19 protein-coding genes are annotated in these 19,215 nt (G+C 64.9%); 8 read left to right on the plus strand and 11 right to left on the minus strand.

Going from position 1 to position 19,215, the window contains the following annotated elements; genetic code table 11:
* Window positions 1-151 precede the first annotated feature (151 nt).
* Genes pdxS through ACH82I_RS03370 form a run of 3 tightly spaced genes read left to right on the plus strand, consistent with a single transcriptional unit; the run spans window position 152 to window position 3,238 of the window.
* Window positions 152-1,033 (plus strand): pyridoxal 5'-phosphate synthase lyase subunit PdxS, encoded by an 882-nt coding sequence (pdxS, locus tag ACH82I_RS03360; protein WP_413335471.1) that lies wholly within the window; start codon window positions 152-154, stop codon window positions 1,031-1,033.
* Window positions 1,027-1,611, plus strand: coding sequence for a pyridoxal 5'-phosphate synthase glutaminase subunit PdxT (pdxT, locus tag ACH82I_RS03365; protein WP_230743736.1), 585 nt, complete (start codon window positions 1,027-1,029; stop codon window positions 1,609-1,611). Before pdxS ends, pdxT begins: the two co-directional genes overlap by 7 nt.
* A 10-nt stretch (window positions 1,612-1,621) precedes the next feature.
* On the plus strand, window positions 1,622-3,238 hold the full coding sequence (locus ACH82I_RS03370; RefSeq protein WP_413335473.1) for a helicase HerA-like domain-containing protein: 1,617 nt from the start codon (window positions 1,622-1,624) through the stop codon (window positions 3,236-3,238).
* A 69-nt stretch (window positions 3,239-3,307) separates the two neighbouring features.
* Here the strand turns inward: ACH82I_RS03370 and ACH82I_RS03375 are convergent, their stop codons facing one another.
* The 6 genes from ACH82I_RS03375 to ACH82I_RS03400 all read right to left on the minus strand — a co-directional run bounded on the left by ACH82I_RS03375 (window position 3,308) and on the right by ACH82I_RS03400 (window position 8,509).
* Window positions 3,308-4,309, minus strand: coding sequence for a diacylglycerol/lipid kinase family protein (locus tag ACH82I_RS03375; RefSeq protein WP_413335475.1), 1,002 nt, complete (start codon window positions 4,307-4,309; stop codon window positions 3,308-3,310).
* A gap of 43 nt (window positions 4,310-4,352) precedes the next feature.
* Complete coding sequence (locus ACH82I_RS03380; RefSeq protein ID WP_413335477.1) at window positions 4,353-5,486, minus strand: winged helix DNA-binding domain-containing protein; 1,134 nt, start codon at window positions 5,484-5,486, stop codon at window positions 4,353-4,355.
* Between the two features lie 29 nt (window positions 5,487-5,515).
* A complete protein-coding gene (locus ACH82I_RS03385; protein WP_413335479.1) occupies window positions 5,516-6,847 on the minus strand; it encodes a carboxylesterase family protein in 1,332 nt (443 codons plus the stop codon).
* Window positions 6,848-6,888: 41 nt separating this feature from the next.
* Window positions 6,889-7,398: a phosphoribosyltransferase gene (locus ACH82I_RS03390; RefSeq protein ID WP_135447217.1), complete on the minus strand. Its 510-nt coding sequence runs from the start codon at window positions 7,396-7,398 to the stop codon at window positions 6,889-6,891.
* Between the two features lie 59 nt (window positions 7,399-7,457).
* A complete protein-coding gene (locus ACH82I_RS03395; RefSeq protein ID WP_413335481.1) occupies window positions 7,458-7,946 on the minus strand; it encodes a DUF2087 domain-containing protein in 489 nt (162 codons plus the stop codon).
* A 179-nt stretch (window positions 7,947-8,125) separates the two neighbouring features.
* Window positions 8,126-8,509 (minus strand): YchJ family protein, encoded by a 384-nt coding sequence (locus tag ACH82I_RS03400; RefSeq protein ID WP_413335483.1) that lies wholly within the window; start codon window positions 8,507-8,509, stop codon window positions 8,126-8,128.
* A 56-nt stretch (window positions 8,510-8,565) separates the two neighbouring features.
* Here ACH82I_RS03400 and ACH82I_RS03405 point away from each other — a divergent pair, with 56 nt between their 5' ends.
* From ACH82I_RS03405 to ACH82I_RS03415, 3 genes are all read left to right on the plus strand, one after another.
* Window positions 8,566-9,153, plus strand: a complete 588-nt coding sequence (locus tag ACH82I_RS03405; protein ID WP_413335485.1) for an HhH-GPD-type base excision DNA repair protein — start codon at window positions 8,566-8,568, stop codon at window positions 9,151-9,153.
* A gap of 134 nt (window positions 9,154-9,287) precedes the next feature.
* A complete protein-coding gene (locus ACH82I_RS03410; RefSeq protein ID WP_413335487.1) occupies window positions 9,288-9,923 on the plus strand; it encodes a hypothetical protein in 636 nt (211 codons plus the stop codon).
* Window positions 9,924-10,198: 275 nt separating this feature from the next.
* Complete coding sequence (locus ACH82I_RS03415) at window positions 10,199-10,783, plus strand: hypothetical protein (RefSeq protein ID WP_413335488.1); 585 nt, start codon at window positions 10,199-10,201, stop codon at window positions 10,781-10,783.
* Between the two features lie 50 nt (window positions 10,784-10,833).
* Here ACH82I_RS03415 and ACH82I_RS03420 read toward each other — a convergent pair whose 3' ends face one another.
* Window positions 10,834-12,345 (minus strand): DHA2 family efflux MFS transporter permease subunit, encoded by a 1,512-nt coding sequence (locus tag ACH82I_RS03420; protein WP_413335490.1) that lies wholly within the window; start codon window positions 12,343-12,345, stop codon window positions 10,834-10,836.
* Between the two features lie 102 nt (window positions 12,346-12,447).
* Here ACH82I_RS03420 and ACH82I_RS03425 point away from each other — a divergent pair, with 102 nt between their 5' ends.
* Window positions 12,448-13,704 (plus strand): NAD(P)-binding domain-containing protein, encoded by a 1,257-nt coding sequence (locus ACH82I_RS03425; RefSeq protein ID WP_413335492.1) that lies wholly within the window; start codon window positions 12,448-12,450, stop codon window positions 13,702-13,704.
* 5 nt (window positions 13,705-13,709) lie between these two features.
* On the opposite strand, the gene ACH82I_RS03430 is transcribed toward ACH82I_RS03425, so the two are convergent.
* Window positions 13,710-14,378: a hypothetical protein gene (locus ACH82I_RS03430; RefSeq protein ID WP_230743726.1), complete on the minus strand. Its 669-nt coding sequence runs from the start codon at window positions 14,376-14,378 to the stop codon at window positions 13,710-13,712.
* A 105-nt stretch (window positions 14,379-14,483) separates the two neighbouring features.
* Between ACH82I_RS03430 and ACH82I_RS03435 the strand changes: the two genes are divergently transcribed.
* Window positions 14,484-15,200 carry a PIG-L deacetylase family protein gene (locus ACH82I_RS03435; protein ID WP_413335494.1) on the plus strand — a complete coding sequence of 239 codons (717 nt, stop codon included), beginning with the start codon at window positions 14,484-14,486 and terminating at the stop codon, window positions 15,198-15,200.
* 51 nt (window positions 15,201-15,251) lie between these two features.
* Here the strand turns inward: ACH82I_RS03435 and tpx are convergent, their stop codons facing one another.
* From tpx to ACH82I_RS03450, 3 genes are all read right to left on the minus strand, one after another.
* A complete protein-coding gene (gene tpx, locus ACH82I_RS03440) occupies window positions 15,252-15,752 on the minus strand; it encodes a thiol peroxidase (protein WP_230743724.1) in 501 nt (166 codons plus the stop codon).
* A 79-nt stretch (window positions 15,753-15,831) separates the two neighbouring features.
* Entirely contained in the window at window positions 15,832-18,030 is a 2,199-nt protein-coding gene (locus ACH82I_RS03445) for a bifunctional metallophosphatase/5'-nucleotidase (protein WP_413335496.1), read from the minus strand.
* Between the two features lie 108 nt (window positions 18,031-18,138).
* Window positions 18,139-19,158 (minus strand): DUF368 domain-containing protein, encoded by a 1,020-nt coding sequence (locus ACH82I_RS03450; protein ID WP_230743722.1) that lies wholly within the window; start codon window positions 19,156-19,158, stop codon window positions 18,139-18,141.
* Window positions 19,159-19,215 lie beyond the last annotated feature (57 nt).

Consider the following 19,215-nt stretch of genomic DNA (forward strand, 5'->3'; position numbering starts at 1 on the left):
CTGCGCGATCTCTGGCACTCTCACTGAGCCAAAGGTCGGTTTAGGCTGAACGAGAACGGCCGTTCACCCATCAGTTCAGATCTGCCACCGACTCTCTTCGTCGACCGTCGGCGGCAGATGCGCATACCCGAAGTGAACGGAAATCACCGCAATGACCCAGACACAGACTCTGCTCAACACCGGCCTGGCCCAGATGCTCAAGGGCGGCGTCATCATGGATGTCGTCAACGCCGAGCAGGCCCGCATCGCCGAAGCCGCCGGCGCCTCGGCCGTCATGGCCCTCGAACGCGTGCCCGCCGACATCCGCGCCCAGGGCGGCGTCGCCCGGATGAGCGATCCAGAGCTCATCGAGTCGATCATCGAGACGGTCTCAATTCCGGTCATGGCCAAGGCCCGCATCGGACACTTCGTCGAGGCCCAGATCCTGCAGACCCTCGGTGTCGACTACATCGACGAATCTGAGGTCCTCTCCCCCGCCGACTTCGTCAATCACATCGACAAGTCCGTCTTCGAAGTGCCCTTCGTCTGCGGGGCGACCAACCTCGGCGAGGCCCTGCGCCGCATCACCGAAGGTGCGTCGATGATCCGCTCGAAGGGAGAGGCCGGGACCGGCGACGTCTCCGAGGCGATGCGCCACCTGCGGACCATCAACTCCGAGATCCGCGCCCTGAGTGCCAAGAGCGAGGATGAGCTCTACGTCGCCGCCAAGGAGATCGCCGCGCCGTACCCACTGGTCAAGCAGGTCGCGAGCCTCGGACGACTGCCCGTGGTCACCTTCGTCGCCGGCGGCATCGCCACCCCGGCCGATGCGGCGATGATGATGCAGCTCGGAGCCGACGGCGTCTTCGTCGGCTCGGGGGTCTTCAAGTCCGGCAACCCCGAGGCCCGGGCGAAGGCCATCGTCGAGGCGACCACCCACTTCGATGATGCGGCAGCCGTGGCGAATGCCTCCCGCGGACTCGGTGACGCCATGGTCGGGATCAATGTCGCCGACGTTGCGGCACCCCACCGTCTGGCCGAACGCGGATGGTGAGAGTCGGCGTCCTCGCCCTCCAGGGAGCCTTCCGCGAACATCTCACGATGCTCACCTCCCTGGGGGCCGAGACCCGTCGGGTCACCCGCCCCGAGCATCTGCCCGGACTCGATGCGATCGTCCTGCCCGGCGGAGAATCCAGCGCCATGGTCCGCCTCGCCGCCGGCACCGGATTCTTCCCGGTCCTCGGACGCACGATCCGGGCGGGACTGCCGACATTCGGCACCTGTGCCGGTCTCATCCTGCTCGCCGATCGCCTCGGCGACGATTCGCTGGACGGGTACGACCGCCTCGGCGGGCTCGATGTCACGGTGGCGCGCAATGCCTACGGCAGGCAGCGGGAGTCGTTCTCGGCGCCTGTGGCGATCACCGGCCTGTCGGGAGACTTCACCGCCACTTTCATCCGGGCGCCGCGGATCCTCGACAGCGGCCCAGGAGTCGAGATCCTCGCGCGTCATGACGGGCATCCGGTCCTCGTGCGAGCGGCGAATGTGTGGGGTGCCAGCTTCCATCCCGAGCTGGGTGAGGACCTGCGAATCCACGCAGAATTCCTCCACCACCTCGGTGCGGCTGTGTAAAGATTGCCCTATGACTACTCAGCCACTGCAGACGCTCAAGGACGGCTACACCTTCGACACTCCGACAGTTCAGCTGGGAGTGGCCCTCGACGGCGAGGAGCTCTCACCGGACACCCCGATCTCGATCCCGCTGGGCATGTTCAACCGGCACGGCCTGGTCGCCGGTGCCACGGGAACGGGCAAGACCGTGACCCTGCAGGTGCTCGCCGAACAGCTCTCCCGCGCCGGTGTCCCGGTCTTCGCCTCCGATATCAAGGGCGACCTCTCGGGCATCGGTGCGGCCGGAACCGAATCCGAGAAGCTGCGCAAACGCCTCGACGCGGCCGGTCAGGAGTGGGAGCCGAAGGCCAACCCGACCGAGTTCTACACGCTCGGCGACTCCGGACTCGGCACTCCGCTGCGCGCGACGGTGACTTCCTTCGGTCCGATTCTGCTGGCCAAGGTCCTCGAGCTCAACGACACCCAGGAATCCGTGCTCTCGCTCGTCTTCCACTACGCGGACAAGGCCGGACTGGCCCTGCTCGATCTCAGCGATCTGCAGGCCGTGCTCTACTTCCTCACCTCTGCTGAGGGCAAGGCCGACCTCGAGAGCATCGGCGGGGCATCGAAGGCCACCGTGGGCGTCATCCTGCGCAAGATCTCCGAGCTGAGCGCGCAGGGCGGAGACGTGTTCTTCGGCGAACCCGAGTTCGACACAGCCGATCTGCTGCGCACCGATGACAACGGTGCCGGCATCGTCTCCGTGCTCGAGCTGCAGAAGCTCAACCAGTCCCCTGCCCTCTTCTCCACCTTCCTCATGTGGCTGCTCGCGGACCTGTTCCAGGATCTGCCCGAGGTCGGCGATCCGGACAAGCCCTCCCTCGTCTTCTTCTTCGATGAGGCGCACCTGCTCTTCGCCGATGCCTCGAAGGCGTTCCTGCAGTCGGTGACGCAGACCGTGCGCCTCATCAGGTCCAAGGGCGTGGGCGTCTTCTTCGTCACCCAGACGCCGAAGGATGTGCCTGAGGACGTGCTCGCCCAGTTGGGTTCGCGGATCCAGCATCAGCTGCGGGCGCACACCCCCAATGATGCGAAGGCGCTCAAGGCGACCGTGCAGACCTTCCCGAAGTCCGATTACGACCTTGCCGAACTGCTGACGACCCTGGGTACCGGTGAGGCCGTGGTGACCGTGATGGACCCCGACGGTGTGCCCACTCCCGTGGCGCCGACGCGGATGCGGGCACCGGAATCGAAGATGGGTCCGATGGGTGAGGGCGAGGTCACCGCGGCGGTCAAGGCATCGGATCAGTACGAGAAGTACGGGACCGCGATCGACAACGAGTCGGCCCGGGAGATCCTCGCCAAACGCCTCGAATCCGGTTCCGAGGCTCATGCCGAGGAGCAGGCCGCGGGTCAGTCCTCGCCGGGGACGCCGGATCCTCAGGGTTCCTCGGACTCTGCGGACAAGGTGCCGTTCCCGGAGGAAACCGGGTCGACACCGGGTTCGAAGTCCCGGTCGAAGAAGGAGCCCGCGGAGGAGAACATGTTCTCCCAGGTGGTGAAGTCCTCCGCGTTCAAACAGTTCACCCGCACCGCCGCCAGGGAGATCGCCCGCGGCATCTTCGGCACTTCACGCCGTCGCCGCTAGGGTTCTCCGCCCGGTGCGGCAGCTCGGTCCGATCCTGAAGATCGGAATGCCGCATCAGGTCCGGAATGCTCAGTCCTCTGCCTCCGGGACGAGGACTCGCAGCCGTGTGGTCCCGGCGCTGATGCGCATGCCCAGACAGTCTCCGATGGGGTCCCCGTCGAGATGCGCCGGCTCCGGGGAGTCGAGTCCGATCGTGAGTTCACGGCCCGTCCGATAGTTCATGGTCGCCGGCGCACCCGGTCGACCCTGCAGGCAGGCGGCGGCGATGCGGGCCCAGTCGCCAAGGCGGTCCCCCGGTTCCTCGGCCAGTGGCCCGACGCTGAGGAACGAGAAGTCGTCCGCGTCGATCCGGGCCTGCGGAAACACCGGGATGGGACCGGCCGGGCGGGCAACCTTCGAGGCCATGATCGACCACCTCGGCGATGGTGCTCCGTTGGTATCGGGAACCCCGGCGGTGGGCGCATCGATTCGGGCGTCCATGCTCGGGGCGAAGAGTGCCCGCACTCCTCCGAGGGCGTAGCCGAGGAGGCCGGGGGCGCGTCCGTGCTCTGCCACGGCCCGAGCGTCTCCGCCGAGGCCTGCCAGGCAGATGAAGTGGCTGCGCTGCCAGTGTCCGTCGACGTCGAGGTATTCGACGTCATTGATCGGAACCCCGATCTCCCGCGTCGACCCGGGCTGGGCGCACGCCGCGATGGCACGGCTGGCGCACGCCGTGATGGCGTGGCTGACGCACGTCGCGATGGCATGCCGGTGGGACCGGATCCCCACATGTCGGCTGAGCACATTCGCCGTCCCGGTCGGAACCAGCATCACCGGTGTTTCGGCGGCCGCCAGCACCGGTGCGGCGGCGCGGATCGTTCCGTCCCCTCCGAGGATGATCACGATGTCCGCGCCCCAGGCGATGAGGTCACTCGCCTGCCAGGCGCCCGATCGTTGGGGTGTCGTCGAGAAGCTGCGATACCGGATCCGCTGTGCCCTGAGCCGCCGAACCAGATCTGCGTAGGCTCGCGTGGTGCGCGCATGTTTGGGATTGACGATGATTCCGACGTGCACGAGGTCATCCGTGACCATTTTCCTGTCCTCCTTTCTCCACCCCACCGCTGTGGGCGCGCGATCAGCCGAAGGCAGGATGGGTCGCGGCGACCGCCTCGGCGGCCTCAATGTCCGGGTTCTCACCGTCGAAGGGTTCGATGACCACGCGCGGACCGGTCTTTCGGGGTGAGCGCTTCCACGTGCCTCGGGCTGTGGTGGCTTGGATGACCGTGTTCTTGAACATGCCGTTGCCGCCGGGGACGACGGCCTTCTCATGTGTCCGGGCGAGTGTGGCGCTGCGGTCCTTGTAGCCGAGGATGATCTCGTCGAAGCCGGGCAGCAGCAGGGTGGCCTGGGCGTCTCTTTCCCAATCGGCCAGTCGTTCTTCGAGGTCGGGGGCGTGGAAGACATCGATCCCATCGACGTGGGCCTGCACGATCTCCCCGGATTCGACCGCGGCTGCCAGTGCCTTCTTGATTCCGGTCTTCGGCAGTCCCATCCAGCGGGCGGTGTCGTCGACGGTGACCGGGCCGTGGCTGAGGACATAGCGCCTGGTCCATTCGTGCAGGGCGGCCTCCGCATCGAGGAGGGTCGGTGGGGGCACCCATTCGTCGGTGAGGACGTACTTCAGATCGTCTTTGTCCGTGATCGTCGGGGCCTGGACGATGATGCCCTGCAGCGCGAGGGTGGTGATGAGGTACCGGTCGTGCCCGTATTCGTCTCCGGCGTCGAGCGGGGCGAAGGCATCGAGGAGTTCCTGCCTGGTCAGAGGACCACGGTCACGGATCGCCTCGGCGGCCAGGTCTGCGGCGGTGTCGAGCATGGCATCGGTGATGCCGAAGAATTCGCGACGTTTGGCCGTGGACTTGATCAATCGCTGTCCGGTCAGGCCGAGGATCCAGCCGACGTCCTTCGCGGTCGTGAGGTGGATGGTTCCCCGCTGGGTCCAGGTGCGCACGATCTCTCCGGAGTCCAAGGCGGCTCTTACCGCGTCCACGCCCGTTCCCGAACCGTCCGGGGCGTCCTCACCCGGGCGGGAATCGGCGCGCAGGGCAACCGAGACGAGAGCTCCGCCGAAGGCTTGTGCCTGCACGCACCCGAGGTGTTCGACGACAGCAGCTGCCGGGGAGAGTGCGCTGCCGGTCGGGGACGTCGGTGCCGGGCCGATGAGCCCCTGGGAGATCAAACGCGCGGCGGAGACCTGACTTGTGTCCATGGCTCAACGATAGTCGAGAGGTCCGGGGTTCACCCGAGGATGTCGATGAGACCGGGCACGGGAACCCGCGGCAATGCTCCGGTGGCAGTGAAGCGACCCCAGATGGTCCGCAGCTCGGGACCGGCGATCGCTGCGGTCTCCCCGTAGTCGAGGAAACTCTTGTGCCACATCTGACCGGGGAACAGCAGCGGCAGGTCACCGGCGTGAGCGGCATCGAAGAAGCTGCCGTCGCCGCGGGAGACGATGAGCAGACGGGCACCTTGCCCGCCGGACATGCGGTGCCGATCGTAGAATTCCTTCGCCGCTCGTGTGTACACCGCCGAGGTCATCCCCGAGATCAGCGATTCGAGCATCGGGGAGGTCAGCTGTCGGTCGTGGAGGCGGCGGATGGCGGGGACGAAACCGGCGAAGAAGGCCATCTCGCGTTCGGTGCGGGTCATCAGCACGTCGTATTTCCGAGCCGATTCGGCCCAGGCCGCCCCGGCCTCGGAGCGTGGAGGCAGGGGGTGGTCACCGTAGTGGACGCCGAAGCACATTCCGGCATGCAGACCACCGACGAGCGCGGCCTTGTGCACCTCTTCCTGGGTGGCGAGAACCTCGGCGAGGTTCGCCTCCGGGTTCATCTTCTGCGCGACTCTGGCCATCGCCCAGTTCATCGGTTCGGTGCCTCCGGCCAGGCCCAAGGGGGCGGAGGCCATGATCACGCGGTGGAATAAGTGCTCGGTCGCCTCGGCGATCATCAGGTGTGCGCAGGCGTCGGCGCCGGCACTCTGTCCGGCGATCGTGACGTTGTCCGGGTCTCCCCCGAACGCAGCGATATTGCGCTGGACCCAGCGCAGGGCCGAGATCTGATCGAGCAGGCCGAGGTTCGAGTGCTCGGGCTTCCCCAGACCCAGATAGCCGAGGATCCCCAAGCGGTAGGTGACCGAGACGACGATGATGTTCTGTTCGGTGACGAGGGAGTGCGGGTTGTAGATCTCCGCGTCTCCGGCGCCTGCGACGTAGGCGCCGCCGTGGATCCAGACGAGGACCGGCAGCCGTGATGGCTCTGCACCGGCGCCGGCAGCGTCCGTGGGCGTGTGCACGTCCCGAGGCATCGTCACGCTCACGCGTAGACAGTCTTCACTGATCGGCAGGCCGCCGAGCTGATCGAAGGTCATGCCCGCGTTCGGATCGCGGCGCAGCTGCGGGCTGGCTGGTCCCGGTCCCGCTCCGTCGATGCTGTCGACGGACGGTTCGTCGACCGGCGGGGCGAAGCGCTTTGCGCGGGCATAGCGGATGCCCCGTGCCCGGACCACCTCGCCGGCTTCGTAGGCGCGGACGCGTCCGCACGGAGCATGGATCTCCCGTGTCGTGTTCACGTCGTCAGCTTACTTGCTGGTGGTCCGGTCTGTCGGTGTGCCTACTTGCTGGGCTGGACCGGGGGTTCGGCCGACCAGGGGAAGACGATCCACTGATCGGTGCGCTTCCACACGAAGTCGGGGTCGATGATCGACGCCGATTTCGCGTAGATGACGGCCGACTGGGCCTCGGCGCCGTGCTTGCGCAGCAGCTCGAGCACGAGGGCCAGGGTCCGTCCGGAGTCGGCGACGTCATCGACGACGAGCAGCTTCTTGCCCTTGATCGCGTCGATGTCGAGCATCGGGGCCAGCAGGATCGGGTCGGGCAGGGTCTCATGCACGTCGGTGTAGAACTCGACGTTGATCGCGTCGGAGAGCTTGAGGCCGAGCGCATAGGCCAGGGCACCGGCGGGAAGCAGTCCTCCGCGGGCCACGGCGATGACGATCTCCGGATCGTAGTCGGAGTCCGCGATCGTCTGCGCCAAGTCTCTGGCCGAAGTGCCGAATGTGTCCCAGGTGAGAATCTCTTTGTCGTTGAGATCGCTCGAATCGGCGTGATATGCCTGGCCCATGAAGACTCCTAGTTGATTTTCCGGTGGTGGCCGAGAGTCCAGGATACGTGTTCGCCGACTCACCGCAGAAACGATTCGAGGTCCTTCGCCTCTTGTGCCTGGTTGCCGCGCCGATCGGGAAGAGCCGTGTTCATCCAGTAGCGACCGGTGTGGGGATCGCGTCCGAGGTAGCCGTAGTCGACGAGTTCGCGGCGCAGTCGTGCGCAGTCGGGGTGGAATCGTCGCAGGTGGTCGTTGACCTCAGGTTCCGTGTAGACCCGATCCGGGTCGAAGGTCGTCAGGAGGTCGAGAAGGATGACGACGAGGGCCCGCCGCTTCGTCGGAATCGCGAGCAGGGTCGTCCCCGGCATGAAGGAAGATCGGGTCTTGCGTCTGAAGGCCTCGAGCGCGGTGTCGAGTTCGGGATCTTCGGGGTGCGCGGCACACTGATGTGCCGTGGCTTCGAGCAGATCCTGGGTGATCAGCGCCGATCGGGCTGAGGTGTAGTTCTCCCCGGTCGCGGACATCCGCGCACGCACGAGGGTTTTGAAATCCTTGTTCTTGGTCATGGTGGTCTTCCTTCGACAACCAAGCTCCTCCCCAGCACGAAACCTGGTCAGGGGTCAGGAAAGCACCGTGCCGGTTTCGTCCGAGGATCTCCTCCCCTTCGCCATGCGATCGTGTGCTGGGGCCACGATCTGGGCTGGGCGTTGGATGCGCCGCTGGGGCAATTGTAGGCAGTTAGTGCTCAGGACTCCAAGGGCTCGAGGTACATCCACCGACCGGCACGTCGAACGAACATGGAGTTCTCCTCGAGCACATGGTCGCCGAGGTGGTCCCTGTAGGCGGCGCGGAAGTGCACCGTCCCGGTGGTGTCGTTCTCGCCTCCGTCCGTAGTGTCGAGGATCGTCAGACCCTGCCACCTCGTGTCATCATCGACGCCGACGTCCGCGGGGCGAGTCCGGGCGTGCCAGGTGCGGAACAGGTGGTCGTCGTTGCCGAGAGCGAACGCGGTGTAGCGGGATCGCATGAGCGCCTCGGCGGTGGTCGGCCAGATTTCGCCGTCGAGGGCAGGGCGGCAGCAGAGGTCGTAGGTGGTTCCCGGCGGTCGGCCGGAGCAGGGACAGATCATGGGCCGATGATATCTCCGGGGGTGCTCGCTGTCCGATTGCATGCGATTATGGGGGTATGAGCTCAGTATTCCTCTCCGGTGATCCTCAGTCCGATGCCATCCTCGCCGATGATCCGTTCGCACTGCTGATGGGCATGCTCCTCGATCAGCAGGTGCCGATGGAGGTGGCCTTCGCCGGCCCGGCGAAGTTGGCGGAGAGGTTGGGCAAGCTCGACGTCGAGGAGATCGCTGAGATGAATCCCGACGATTTCCTCGAGAAGTTCTCGATCAAGCCCGCCGTGCATCGCTTTCCCAAGTCGATGGCCACACGGGTGCAGAAGCTCGCCGAGGCGATCGTCGATGATTATGACGGCGATACTGCGGCGATCTGGACGAAGGATGACCCGACCGGCCCCGAGGTGCTCAAACGGCTGAAGAAGCTGCCCGGCTTCGGCGAGCAGAAGGCGAAGATCTTCCTGGCCCTGTTGGGCAAGCAGTTCGGCCTCAGCGCCGATGGATGGCAGGAAGCAGCCGGTGATTACGGCGCCGATGGCAGTCGCCGCTCGATCGCCGATGTCGTCGACGAGGGCACATTGCTGGAAGTCCGGGCGTTCAAGAAGCAGCAGAAGGCCGCTGCGAAGGCGGCGAAGGCCGAGCAGCAGTAGGTTCTTCCACTTGCACATCAGTTATCCACAGATTTGACTTCATCTGTTCTCAAAGTGCGCGTTCTCGAATAATGTAGGGACTCCGGGCGTCAGGGCTGTGTCGGCGCCGCAGTTGTTGACCACAGAGGCGTGGAATGAAGACTGGAGCCAAGCGACGAGTTCGACACCGTGCATCAGCCTGCGTTGCCTTGGCACTTGCGGTCACGCTGCCGCTGGCACTGACCGCATGCGACGATCACTCCCCCGTCGCGGCTCCGACTTCCACATTGCCAGCCCAGGATCCTGCTGACGATTCGTCGGGCGAAACTGACAAGCCGTCCATCCCGGAATACGATACCGAACTCGACCTCAACGATGAGGAGAAGGAAGCCGTCGAAGGGGCGCTGGTGGCGTTCGAGGGGTACATTGAAACGATCAATCGCGTGTTTTCGTCCGGCGGGAAGGACGACGAAGACATAGATCGCTTTGCTCGTGACGGATCTCTGGATTCGATAAAATCTGAGGCCAAAAGGATGCAGTCGTCAGACCAATATATGGCCGGCAAATACAAGACATATGACATCGAGATCGAAGAAGTTGACTCGGTACAAGAGTCTGTCTCAATCCTGTTTTGTACGAAAGACTCCGAGTGGCAAGTAGTCGATGAGGGAAAGCAACTTCCTTCCAATTCGCCTAAAGGAATCACTATGCAACACGTGGTCACCTTCTCAGACGAGGAGTGGAAAGTCGCCAATCAATATTTGCGGAGTAAAACGTGCGATTCACTGTAGTCGGCGTACGTCTGTTCACGGCTCTTGTCGCATTCGCGATTCTGCTTTTGATACCAATTCCGAGCCTCGCATCGGGCCCAGATTGTGGTTCCATGACAGGGCGTGATTGTGGGGTCACTGAGCCTCCAGCACCAGGCCCCGGCCCAGGCGGTGGCGGCGGAGGTTCCGATGGCGACGGAGGCGCGGGTGGCGGCGGGTCCGGCGGCGGAGGAGGTTCAGGTGATGACGGCTCCGGCGGCGGTGGTTCCGGCGGTGGCGGCGGCGGTAGTGGCGAGTTGCCCGACTGCCCGCTTGAAGAGACGGGCTACATCTGTTCGAGCCTCCCCGGTCCCGGCGGAGGCGGGGGCGGCGGTGGTGGCGGTGCTCCCGCTCGACCGGAGCCGCCGACCCGCATCCCGGAGTCGCAGTTCCAGACCTTCGACATCCCCGCACCAACTATCCACGCCTGGCCCAAGGACTGGGCCGTCATCGGCAAACCGGCCGCCTTCTGGACCGACTCCGACGTCGCCTATATCGACATGACCCTCCTGACCTACGCGGTGCAGGTCAAGGTCACTCCCGAGAAGTTCAACTGGGACTTCGGCGACGACACGGGCGGGTCCACCTCGGACAAAGGATCGAAACCACTCCCCGGCGAAGACCCTCAGATCGGACACGAATACCAGAAGACCGGCACCAAAACCGTCGTCATGACGGCCACGTTCACCGGAGAGTTCTCCGTCGACGGTGGCCCCTGGCTGCCCATCGACGGCTATGCGCACGTCGCCAGCAATGAGATCGACATCGACGTCTACCGATTCCATCGCTACCTCGTCGATGAGGACTGCTATGCGAATCCAAGCGGTCCCGACTGCACATAGACCACAACAGTCTGAAGACAAGAGCGAAACACGGCTCCCCCGGGCAAAAGTCAGCGCACGCGTGCCTTCGGCCGCTCGAAGAACAGCACCGCGACGAAGCCGATGAGAACGAGTGCCGCCGGCACCCACAGCGACTGCCCCATGGCGTGAGCGAACCCTGATGCGATCGAGTCCGGCAGACCACCGGACATGCCGCCCGCGGCACCCGCACCAGACTCAGCACCCGCCTCGGCGCCGGCGCCGGCGCCACCGGCCATCCCGCTCGACGAACCGATGTTCGCCTCCAACCGGGATTCCATCGCCACCGCGATGGCAGCACTGCCGAGCACGGCCCCGACCTGACGCACGGTGTTGTACACACCGGACCCGGCTCCCGCGTAATGCAGGGGCAGATTCCGCGTCGCCGTCGAACTGATCGGTGCCCACATGAAGCCGTTCGCCACGCCGAGCAGCAGCACCGGCGGAATCACCGCCCATAGGGAAGTGCCCGAGTCGAGGATCGCGCCCAGCCAGAACAATGCCGCCGAGAACGAACCCAGACCGATGCCGGCGAGCACTCGGGGACTGCCGTGGTCGACGAGCCTGCCCACGAACGGAGCGAGGGCTCCGGAGAGGATCGCCATCGGCGCCAACAGCAGCGCCGATTGGGTCGGCGTGTATCCGAGCACGGTCTGAGCCCAGAGCATGATCGGAAAGGCCATCGACGTCACCCCGAACCCGACCGTCGTCATGGCGATGGCCGCCAACGAGAAGTTGCGGTCTTTGAACAGGGACAGGGGCACCAGCACCTCGGCGCGGGTGAATCTCTGCCACAGCACGAAGGCGATGAGGAAGACGATGCCGCCGCCGATGACGAAGGGCACGGTGATCGGCCCGATCAGGGCACCCCATTCGACCCCATGCGCCTGCTGAATGCCGTAGACGAGGAGGAACAGACCGCACGCCGAGAGCACGACGCCGAGCCAATCGAAGCTGTGCGGATGCGTTTCCAGTCGGGGCACGAGCCGCCAGGCCATGACCAGGGCGATGAGCCCGACGGGAACGTTGATGAAGAAGATCCACTCCCAGCCGAAACCATCGACGAGGAGGCCGCCGAGGATCGGACCGACCAAGGTGGCGATGCCGGCGACGGCACCCCACATGCCCATCGCCGCACCGCGACGATCCGGCGGGAAGATGCGGGTGATCACGGCCATGGTCTGCGGTGTCATCGCCGCGGCGCCGAGTCCCTGAACCACGCGTGCGACGATGAGCATCTCCACGCTGTCGGTCAGACCGCACCACAGGGAACTGACGGTGAACACGACGAGACCGACCATGTAGACGCGTTTGGGCCCGTACTTATCTCCCAGCCTGCCGGTGATGAGCAGGGGCACGACGTAGGCGAGCAGATACGCTGAGGTCACCCAGATGACGGCGTTGATATCGGCGTTGAGATCGCTCATGATGTCGCGGATCGCCACGGAGACGATCGTCGAATCGACGAGGATCATGAAGAAGCCGATGCACAGGGCCCACAGGGCCCGCCAGGGATTTGCCGGAGCAGCCGGTTGAGAAGTCACCGACTCATCATTGTCCCGATCACCACCCCGGTCAACCGCGTTTCCCGCCATGTGACCGATCACTCGGCGACGGCGGCGGACAGAACCTGGAACAATGACAGCATGGTCTGCCGAATCAACGAGCTCCTCATCGACTCTCACTGGCCGATCGTCATCATCGGTGCGGGTCAGGCCGGACTTTCGGCGGCGCATTATCTCTGGCGCGATGGTCTCAAACCCGGCAAGGACTTCATCGTCCTCGACGCTGGAGACGGACCCGGTGGGGCCTGGCGGGAACGCTGGGACTCGCTGACCCTGGGATCGACGAACCATGTCGCCGATCTGCCGGGATTCCCCCTGGGCAGACCCGACCCCTCCGTCCCCGCCTCGACGGTGGTCTCCGACTATTACCAGCGGTTCGAACGGGAACTCGAACTCTGCGTCGTCCGCCCCGCCGAGGTGGTCACCGTGACTTCCGAGGAGCGCGCTTCCGGTCGGCTCCGCATTACCGTCGATATCGACGGTGAACGTGTTCATCTCTCCAGCGACTACCTCATCAATGCCACCGGCACCTGGACACACCCGTACGTTCCATTCGTCCCCGGCATCGCCGAGTTCGAAGGACATCAGCTCCATACCGCGAACTTCCGCGATGTCGAGTACTTCCGCGGTCTGCGTACGCTCGTCGTCGGCGGCGGAATCTCCGCGACCCAGTTCCTGCTCGAACTCGCCGAGGTGACCGAGACGCTGTGGGCCACGCGCAGACCCCCGAACTTCACGTCGAGGGAATTCGACGGCAACTGGGGCCTCGAAGTCGAGCGTGCGGTCCGCTCCCGGACCCTTGCGGGACTGGCCCCGGCCAGCGTCGTCCGCACCACCGGCCTGCCCATCAGGGAAGAGTTCCGCCGGGGCATCGATTCCGGAGTCCTCGTCTCCCGTGGCATGTTCGATCGGATCCTCCCCCACGGAGTCCGCTTCCCCGGCTGGTCGGGCACGCAAGCGGTCAGTTCGGAGGGTCTCGGTCCTTCAGCCAGCGACAGTCTCGCGGTCCCGGAATCGTGGGCACCGTTTACGGAGGAACGCGTCGAAGAGGTCGACGTCATCTTCTGGAATACGGGCTTCCGGGCTGCTCTCAACCATCTGGCGCCTCTGCAACTGCGCACTCCCGATGGCGGGATCTCCATGGATTCCGAGGTCGCGGTCAAGGACGATTCCCGCCTCTTCCTCGTCGGCTACGGCTCGGCCAGTTCGACCGTGGGAGCTACGCGGGCCGGTCGCATCGCGGCCCGGGAACTGCTCAAGCGCATCCCCGGCGGATTGGGGCGCTCCCGCCGCAGGAGTCGGACCACCTCAGCGTCGGGATCAGCAGATACTGCCTGAGTCGCTCAGCGCAGATCGGGAGCTTCGAGTTCCTGGGCATCGATTCTCACCGTGGGCAGCATCTGCGCGAACGCCTGGTCGGTTTCGGTGTCGCTGGCTTGGGCGAGCATGTCGACGGTGACCTTGTAGAGCCGGCCGTCCTTCGAGACCCCAGCCACCACCCCGTACATCACGGACTCCTCACCATCGACGGCCCGCAGGTCCGCAGCCGCGAGATCGCCGTGGAAGGTCCAGTACTGGCCTCCGGGCAGCGAACCGAACTTCTCGCCGAGGTTCGTCGATCCTGACTCGCTGAACATCTGTCGCTTCGCCGAATCGATGACCGCCTGCGGAGACTCATCGCTGTCCTCGTTGCAGTTGAGGGTGATGATAGCACCAGAGTCCTTGGAGAAGAGCTGATAGCCGTCGAATCCGGCTCCGTCGCTCCAACTGGAGTCCATTGCCAGCGACATCTCGATCGGGCATTCGGAGCCGAGGTCGGCGGTGACCGCCTCCATCCCCTCGGGCAGCGCTGCGGACGACGACTCCTCGGGCTGAGGATCCTGCTCACCGCTGCTGATCCCGATCCTCCCCGGTCCGGAATCGCCGTCTGCTGTGCTGATCTTCAGCGCCGAACACCCGGAGACGAGCAGACTGCAGGCAAGGGCACCGATGAGCAGAGGTCTCCGTCGCATTCATCCCACCTTCAGTGTGCCGATCTGACTGCTTCATCGTACCCAGCAAAGCCCGAACGCGGAGAACTCTGGCCGATTCGCGTCCCGGCGAATAGCCTGGGGACTATGACTGAACTCCCGCTCTTCGATGACAACGACGTCACCCGCCTCCTGTGCATCGTCGCCCATCCCGATGACATGGAATACGGCGCCTCAGCGGCGGTGGCGAAGTGGACCGCTCAGGGCAAAGAGGTCGCCTACCTGCTGCTGACCCGCGGCGAGGCCGGCATCCGCGATATGCATCCCGACGAGGTAGCCGCCCTGCGCGAAGGCGAACAGCGCGAAGCCTGCACCATCGTCGGGGTCGACGACCTCGAGATCCTCGACTTCCCCGATGGACTCCTCGAACCCGACCTGCAGCTGCGGCGGGCGATAGCGAAGAAGATCCGCCAGTTCCGCCCCGACGCGGTGATGGTCACCAATTGGGACCTCAAGACCCCGTGGGGACTCAACCATGTCGACCACAGGGCGGCAGGGATCGCCACGGTCGATGCGATCCGCGACGCGGACAATCCGTGGCTCTTCCCCGAACTCAGCGACGAGGGCCTCGACCCCTGGAAGGCCGAGAAGCTCCTGGTCAACGGTGCCGAGGCCACGCACGCCGTCGAACTCGAGCGGGAGCATGTCGATCGGGCGGTGCACTCACTCGAAGCACACCGGGTCTATCTCGAAGCGCTGAGCGACCACCCTGCTCCGAACGAGATGATCCCGGGGATCGCCTCGGAAGCCGGAACACGGGCAGGCGTGGAGTGCGCGCTGCCCGTGCAGGTCTTCGAGATGTGAGACGCTGATGGCGGCCGGATACCGGCCGCCATCAGCAGTTTTACGCCAGGATCAGGCGCCGAGCGCCGCGACCGCGGAGTCGTAGTCGGGTTCGGTGCCGATCTCATCGACGAGCTGCGTGTAGACCACGGTGCCCTTCTCATCGAGGACGACGACCGAGCGGGCCAGCAGACCGGCCAGGGGTCCGTCGACCATGGTCACGCCGAATTCCTTGCCGAAGGCGCTGCGGAATCCGGAGGCTGCGGTGACGTTCTCGATGCCTTCGGCACCGCAGAACCGTCCCTGGGCGAACGGCAGATCGTTGGAGACGCAGAGGACGGTGGTGTTGTCCAGGCTTGCGGCGAGTTCGTTGAACTTGCGCACCGAGGCGGCGCACACACCGGTGTCGACGCTGGGGAAGATGTTGAGCACGACGCGCTTGCCCGCTGTGTCCTGGGAGTTGACCTCTCCGAGGTCGGTGCCGACGAGGCTGAAGGCAGGAGCCTGCTCACCCGTGCCCGGAAGCTCGCCGACGGTCTTGACCGGAGTTCCCTGAAATGCTGTGTTCGCCATTCTTCGCTTTCTCCTTCATCAGTTCTGACTGCTGTCACCGCCCACTCTACGTGAGTGGGCGGTGAGCGGAATCTGCTGTTCAGATGCGGCGACGACGGGCGAAGATGAGCAGTGCCGCACCGATGGCGATGGCGCCGACGGCCAGTCCGATCGCGGTCGCGATCTCGGCACCGGTGCGCGGCAGGTCTCCCCCACCGTCGGAATCGCCGGAACCGTCATCGCCGGTGCTGGAGCCGTCAGTGCCGGAGTCCGATCCGGCTCCTGCATCCTCGGATCCCGACGCCGAGGCGGTCCCGCCCTCCGCGTCGTCCGTGCCGTCGGCGTCTGCGCCGGCCTGCGCACCGTCCGCGTCCGCCTCGGCGCCGTTTCCATCGTCTGCGCTGTCGCTGCCGTCGGCGGTATCACTGCCGGCCGCGGAGTCGCCGCCGTCGGCATCGTCTCCAGCATCCGCGTCGTCTCCGGCATCATCATCACCGGGATCCTGGCTGCTGGTCACGACCCGCCAGTTCTCGTCGGAGAAGTCCTTCGGATCGACGACTTCCCGATCCTCCACCCAATCGATGAGGGCCTGCCGCACCTCGACCTGTTCGTTGTAGACCTCTTTGAGGTCACCGACGGGATAGTCGCCACCGCCGGACTGACGGTAGTTGTTGATCGCGAGGACGAATCTGTCATCGTCGCCGATGTCCTTGCCCTCGGCGTCGGTGAGATTCTCGATCCGCTCACCCACCGGCTTCGACACGTTGATGTCGTAGTCGACGCCGGCCAGGGCGTCATAGTTGTAGTCGGGAATCGGGGCACCGCTGGCCTCGTCGACCGCGTTCGTCCCGGTCTCGGGGTCGAACTCTGCGCCCTCCTCGGTCTGGTTGAAGTACCGGGCCGAGTACTCGAGGTAGTCGCGCAGCTGCGCTCCGTTGATCTCGACTCCCCCGAGGGTGTTGTCGAAGACGTAGAGTCCGGCGACGTCGCGGATGGTGATGTCTCCGGCCGGGAATTCGGCGGTGCGGCTGAATGGTGAGGCCTGTGAGATCACCGGCAGGTCCTCGTATTCGGTCCCGGCGAGAGCGGACTCCACCGTTTCGGTCTGCACATTGGAGATGAAGTCGAGGATCGCGGTGTCCTCGTAGTAGGACGTCTTCGCCGACAGGGTCTCCGTGACCGAGCCGATCTTCGTGTTCACATAGTCGATGGTCTTCTCGTGCTGGGAGGCGACGAGGTCCTTGATCTCAGGATCTTCGGCAACATCGCCCTGGGTCGCCAACGGAGTGGCTCCGGGTTCTGCGGTGCCCCAGTCGACCTGGCCGGTGTCCAGATTGATCGGCAGGTCGACCTCGGAGACCGAGCGAGCCCAGTAGTTGGGCTGGGTGATGAGCACCTTGGATCCGTCCTCGCGGGTGACGACCTCGCTCGGTTCGTTCTGGTGGGTGTGCCCGGCGACGAGGACGTCGACTCCGGGAACCTTGGCCACCGAGGTGCTCACGTTCTCTTGGAGCTTCTCCGGATCCCAGGTCTGGCCCTTCGGGTCCTTACCGGAGTGCGAGAGAACGACGACGACATCGGCTCCGGCCTTCTTCATCTCGGGGACGTACTTCTGTGCGGTCTCGACGGGGTCGTCGAAGTGGACTTTGCCCGAGAGGTTGTTCTTGTCCCAGATCCGGCTGCCGGGTGTCGTCACGCCGAGGACGCCGACGGTGATCTCCTGGCCGTCGACCTGCTTCTTGACCATGGTGTAGGGGTCGAGGTGCGGATCGTTGTCATCGTCGTCGATGACGTTGCCGCCGAGGACAGGGAAGTCGACCTGCTCCTTGTACTTCGCGAGGAGGTCGAGCCCGTAGTTGAACTCATGGTTCCCGACGACTTGCGCGTCGTAGTCGAGATGGTTGAACGTCTTCGCCAGAGGGTGGGTCTCACCGGTGTCGGTGATGCGTTCCTGTTTCGCATAGTAGTAAGCGAGCGGGTTGCCCTGAATCGTGTCTCCGTTGTCGACCAGGAGCACCGAGTCGGACCCCTTCTCCTCGCGGACTCCCTTGATCAGGGTGGAGGCCCGTGACATGCCCAGTTCCTCGCCGTCAGGGAACGGTTTGTTGGCGAAGTAGTCCCAGTTCAGCACGTGGCCGTGGACATCGGTGGTTGCCAGCAGTGTGAGCTCACCGGAGGCGGCGGCTTGCGCATCGCCGGTGGATGCTCCGTCCCCGAGTACGGCTGCCGAGGCAGCGGCGGGGCCAGTGACGATGAGGGTCAGTGCCAGAGTGGACGAGGCAAGGGTGCGCAGACGCATGAGTCTCCAGGAGTTCAGACGAGATGACTGTGATTCAGGTCTCTCACTCTAGCCTGAATACCCTGAAGTCTGAGCGAATCGTGGGAGAAAACTTAACAAACACTGTTGTCAGCTCTCCTTGTCGAGATGGGCCTCCGTTTTGGCGGTCGAGAACTTCGCTTCGATGATGATGAGCGCGACAACGAGTGCCGCACCGATCACGGCAAGGAGAATCGGACCGCCGGTCGGGTCGTAGGGAGCAAGCAGTCCGCCGGCACCATGGGGCTCTCCGTCCGCACCAGTCTCGGCAGCGGACTGCCAGGGCCAGAGTGCCCTCAGGGACCCGAGCATGAGTCCGGCCATGACGACGAGGGTCCACCACCGGTGGTTGTGGAGGAGGTAGCGCAGGATGTTGACGAAGAGCGCGAGTCCGAGAATCGCCCCGAGCATGAAGACGCCGAGGTATCCGAGGTCGCGTTCATCCACGGCTCTCAGTGTCGTCGAGTACAGGCCGACGGCGAGGAGGAAGAACGATCCCGAAACGCCGGGCACGACGAGCGCGCAGATTGCGATCGAGGCGACGAAGAAGACGGCGATATAGGAGGGATCCTCCACATCGGAGCCTCCTGCCAATCCTGTCAGCCAGAAGGCCAGCCCGGCTGCGGCGATGAACGCGAGCAGACCCAACAGCAGCGGTTGACGGGACGTTCGGGTCGGCAGCATCCGCAGGGGCACAGCGATGCTGGCGGCGACGAGGCCGAAGAAGAGACCGCGGGCGAGTTCGGGGTTGGCGGTGACGAAGGATTCCATCAGTCCGGCGATCCCGAACACCGCCGTCACCATACCCAGCAGCACCGGGACGATGAGGAACCAATCGGTGCGGCGCAGTTCGGAGAGGGCTCCCCGCACACGGTTCGGGCCGGTGACCAGGATTCTGGCTGCCTTGACGACGTGGGCGGCGGAGTCGATGAGCTGATCGTAGACTCCGGTCACCAGGGCGATGGTGCCGCCGGAGACTCCCGGGACGAGTTCTGCACTGCCGATGAGGAAGCCGCGGATCAGGTCGAGGGGAATCCACGCCTTCGACCGTGGCGGGCTCGTGGTATGAGTATTCTCAGCAGCTGATTCTGAAGGGGAGTTCGCCGTCATGCCTCTACCCTATGGGGTTTGACCTCGATGATGTGCAGCGTCATTGCTCACACCCGT

It is taken from the genome of Brevibacterium sp. GP-SGM9 (assembly GCF_047300845.1).
Classification (GTDB): domain Bacteria; phylum Actinomycetota; class Actinomycetes; order Actinomycetales; family Brevibacteriaceae; genus Brevibacterium.

What these genes read in the sequence shown, in the direction of transcription:
- ACH82I_RS03450 (WP_230743722.1), bottom strand. Translation starts at nt 19,158, where the DNA reads ATGACGGCGAACTCCCCTTCAGAATCAGCTGCTGAGAATACTCATACC.
- pdxT (WP_230743736.1), top strand. Translation starts at nt 1,027, where the DNA reads ATGGTGAGAGTCGGCGTCCTCGCCCTCCAGGGAGCCTTCCGCGAACAT.
- ACH82I_RS03400 (WP_413335483.1), bottom strand. Translation starts at nt 8,509, where the DNA reads ATGATCTGTCCCTGCTCCGGCCGACCGCCGGGAACCACCTACGACCTC.
- ACH82I_RS03390 (WP_135447217.1), bottom strand. Translation starts at nt 7,398, where the DNA reads ATGGGCCAGGCATATCACGCCGATTCGAGCGATCTCAACGACAAAGAG.
- ACH82I_RS03410 (WP_413335487.1), top strand. Translation starts at nt 9,288, where the DNA reads ATGAAGACTGGAGCCAAGCGACGAGTTCGACACCGTGCATCAGCCTGC.
- pdxS (WP_413335471.1), top strand. Translation starts at nt 152, where the DNA reads ATGACCCAGACACAGACTCTGCTCAACACCGGCCTGGCCCAGATGCTC.
- ACH82I_RS03445 (WP_413335496.1), bottom strand. Translation starts at nt 18,030, where the DNA reads ATGCGTCTGCGCACCCTTGCCTCGTCCACTCTGGCACTGACCCTCATC.
- ACH82I_RS03395 (WP_413335481.1), bottom strand. Translation starts at nt 7,946, where the DNA reads ATGACCAAGAACAAGGATTTCAAAACCCTCGTGCGTGCGCGGATGTCC.
- ACH82I_RS03375 (WP_413335475.1), bottom strand. Translation starts at nt 4,309, where the DNA reads ATGGTCACGGATGACCTCGTGCACGTCGGAATCATCGTCAATCCCAAA.
- ACH82I_RS03425 (WP_413335492.1), top strand. Translation starts at nt 12,448, where the DNA reads ATGGTCTGCCGAATCAACGAGCTCCTCATCGACTCTCACTGGCCGATC.
- ACH82I_RS03435 (WP_413335494.1), top strand. Translation starts at nt 14,484, where the DNA reads ATGACTGAACTCCCGCTCTTCGATGACAACGACGTCACCCGCCTCCTG.
- tpx (WP_230743724.1), bottom strand. Translation starts at nt 15,752, where the DNA reads ATGGCGAACACAGCATTTCAGGGAACTCCGGTCAAGACCGTCGGCGAG.
- ACH82I_RS03430 (WP_230743726.1), bottom strand. Translation starts at nt 14,378, where the DNA reads ATGCGACGGAGACCTCTGCTCATCGGTGCCCTTGCCTGCAGTCTGCTC.
- ACH82I_RS03405 (WP_413335485.1), top strand. Translation starts at nt 8,566, where the DNA reads ATGAGCTCAGTATTCCTCTCCGGTGATCCTCAGTCCGATGCCATCCTC.
- ACH82I_RS03380 (WP_413335477.1), bottom strand. Translation starts at nt 5,486, where the DNA reads ATGGACACAAGTCAGGTCTCCGCCGCGCGTTTGATCTCCCAGGGGCTC.
- ACH82I_RS03370 (WP_413335473.1), top strand. Translation starts at nt 1,622, where the DNA reads ATGACTACTCAGCCACTGCAGACGCTCAAGGACGGCTACACCTTCGAC.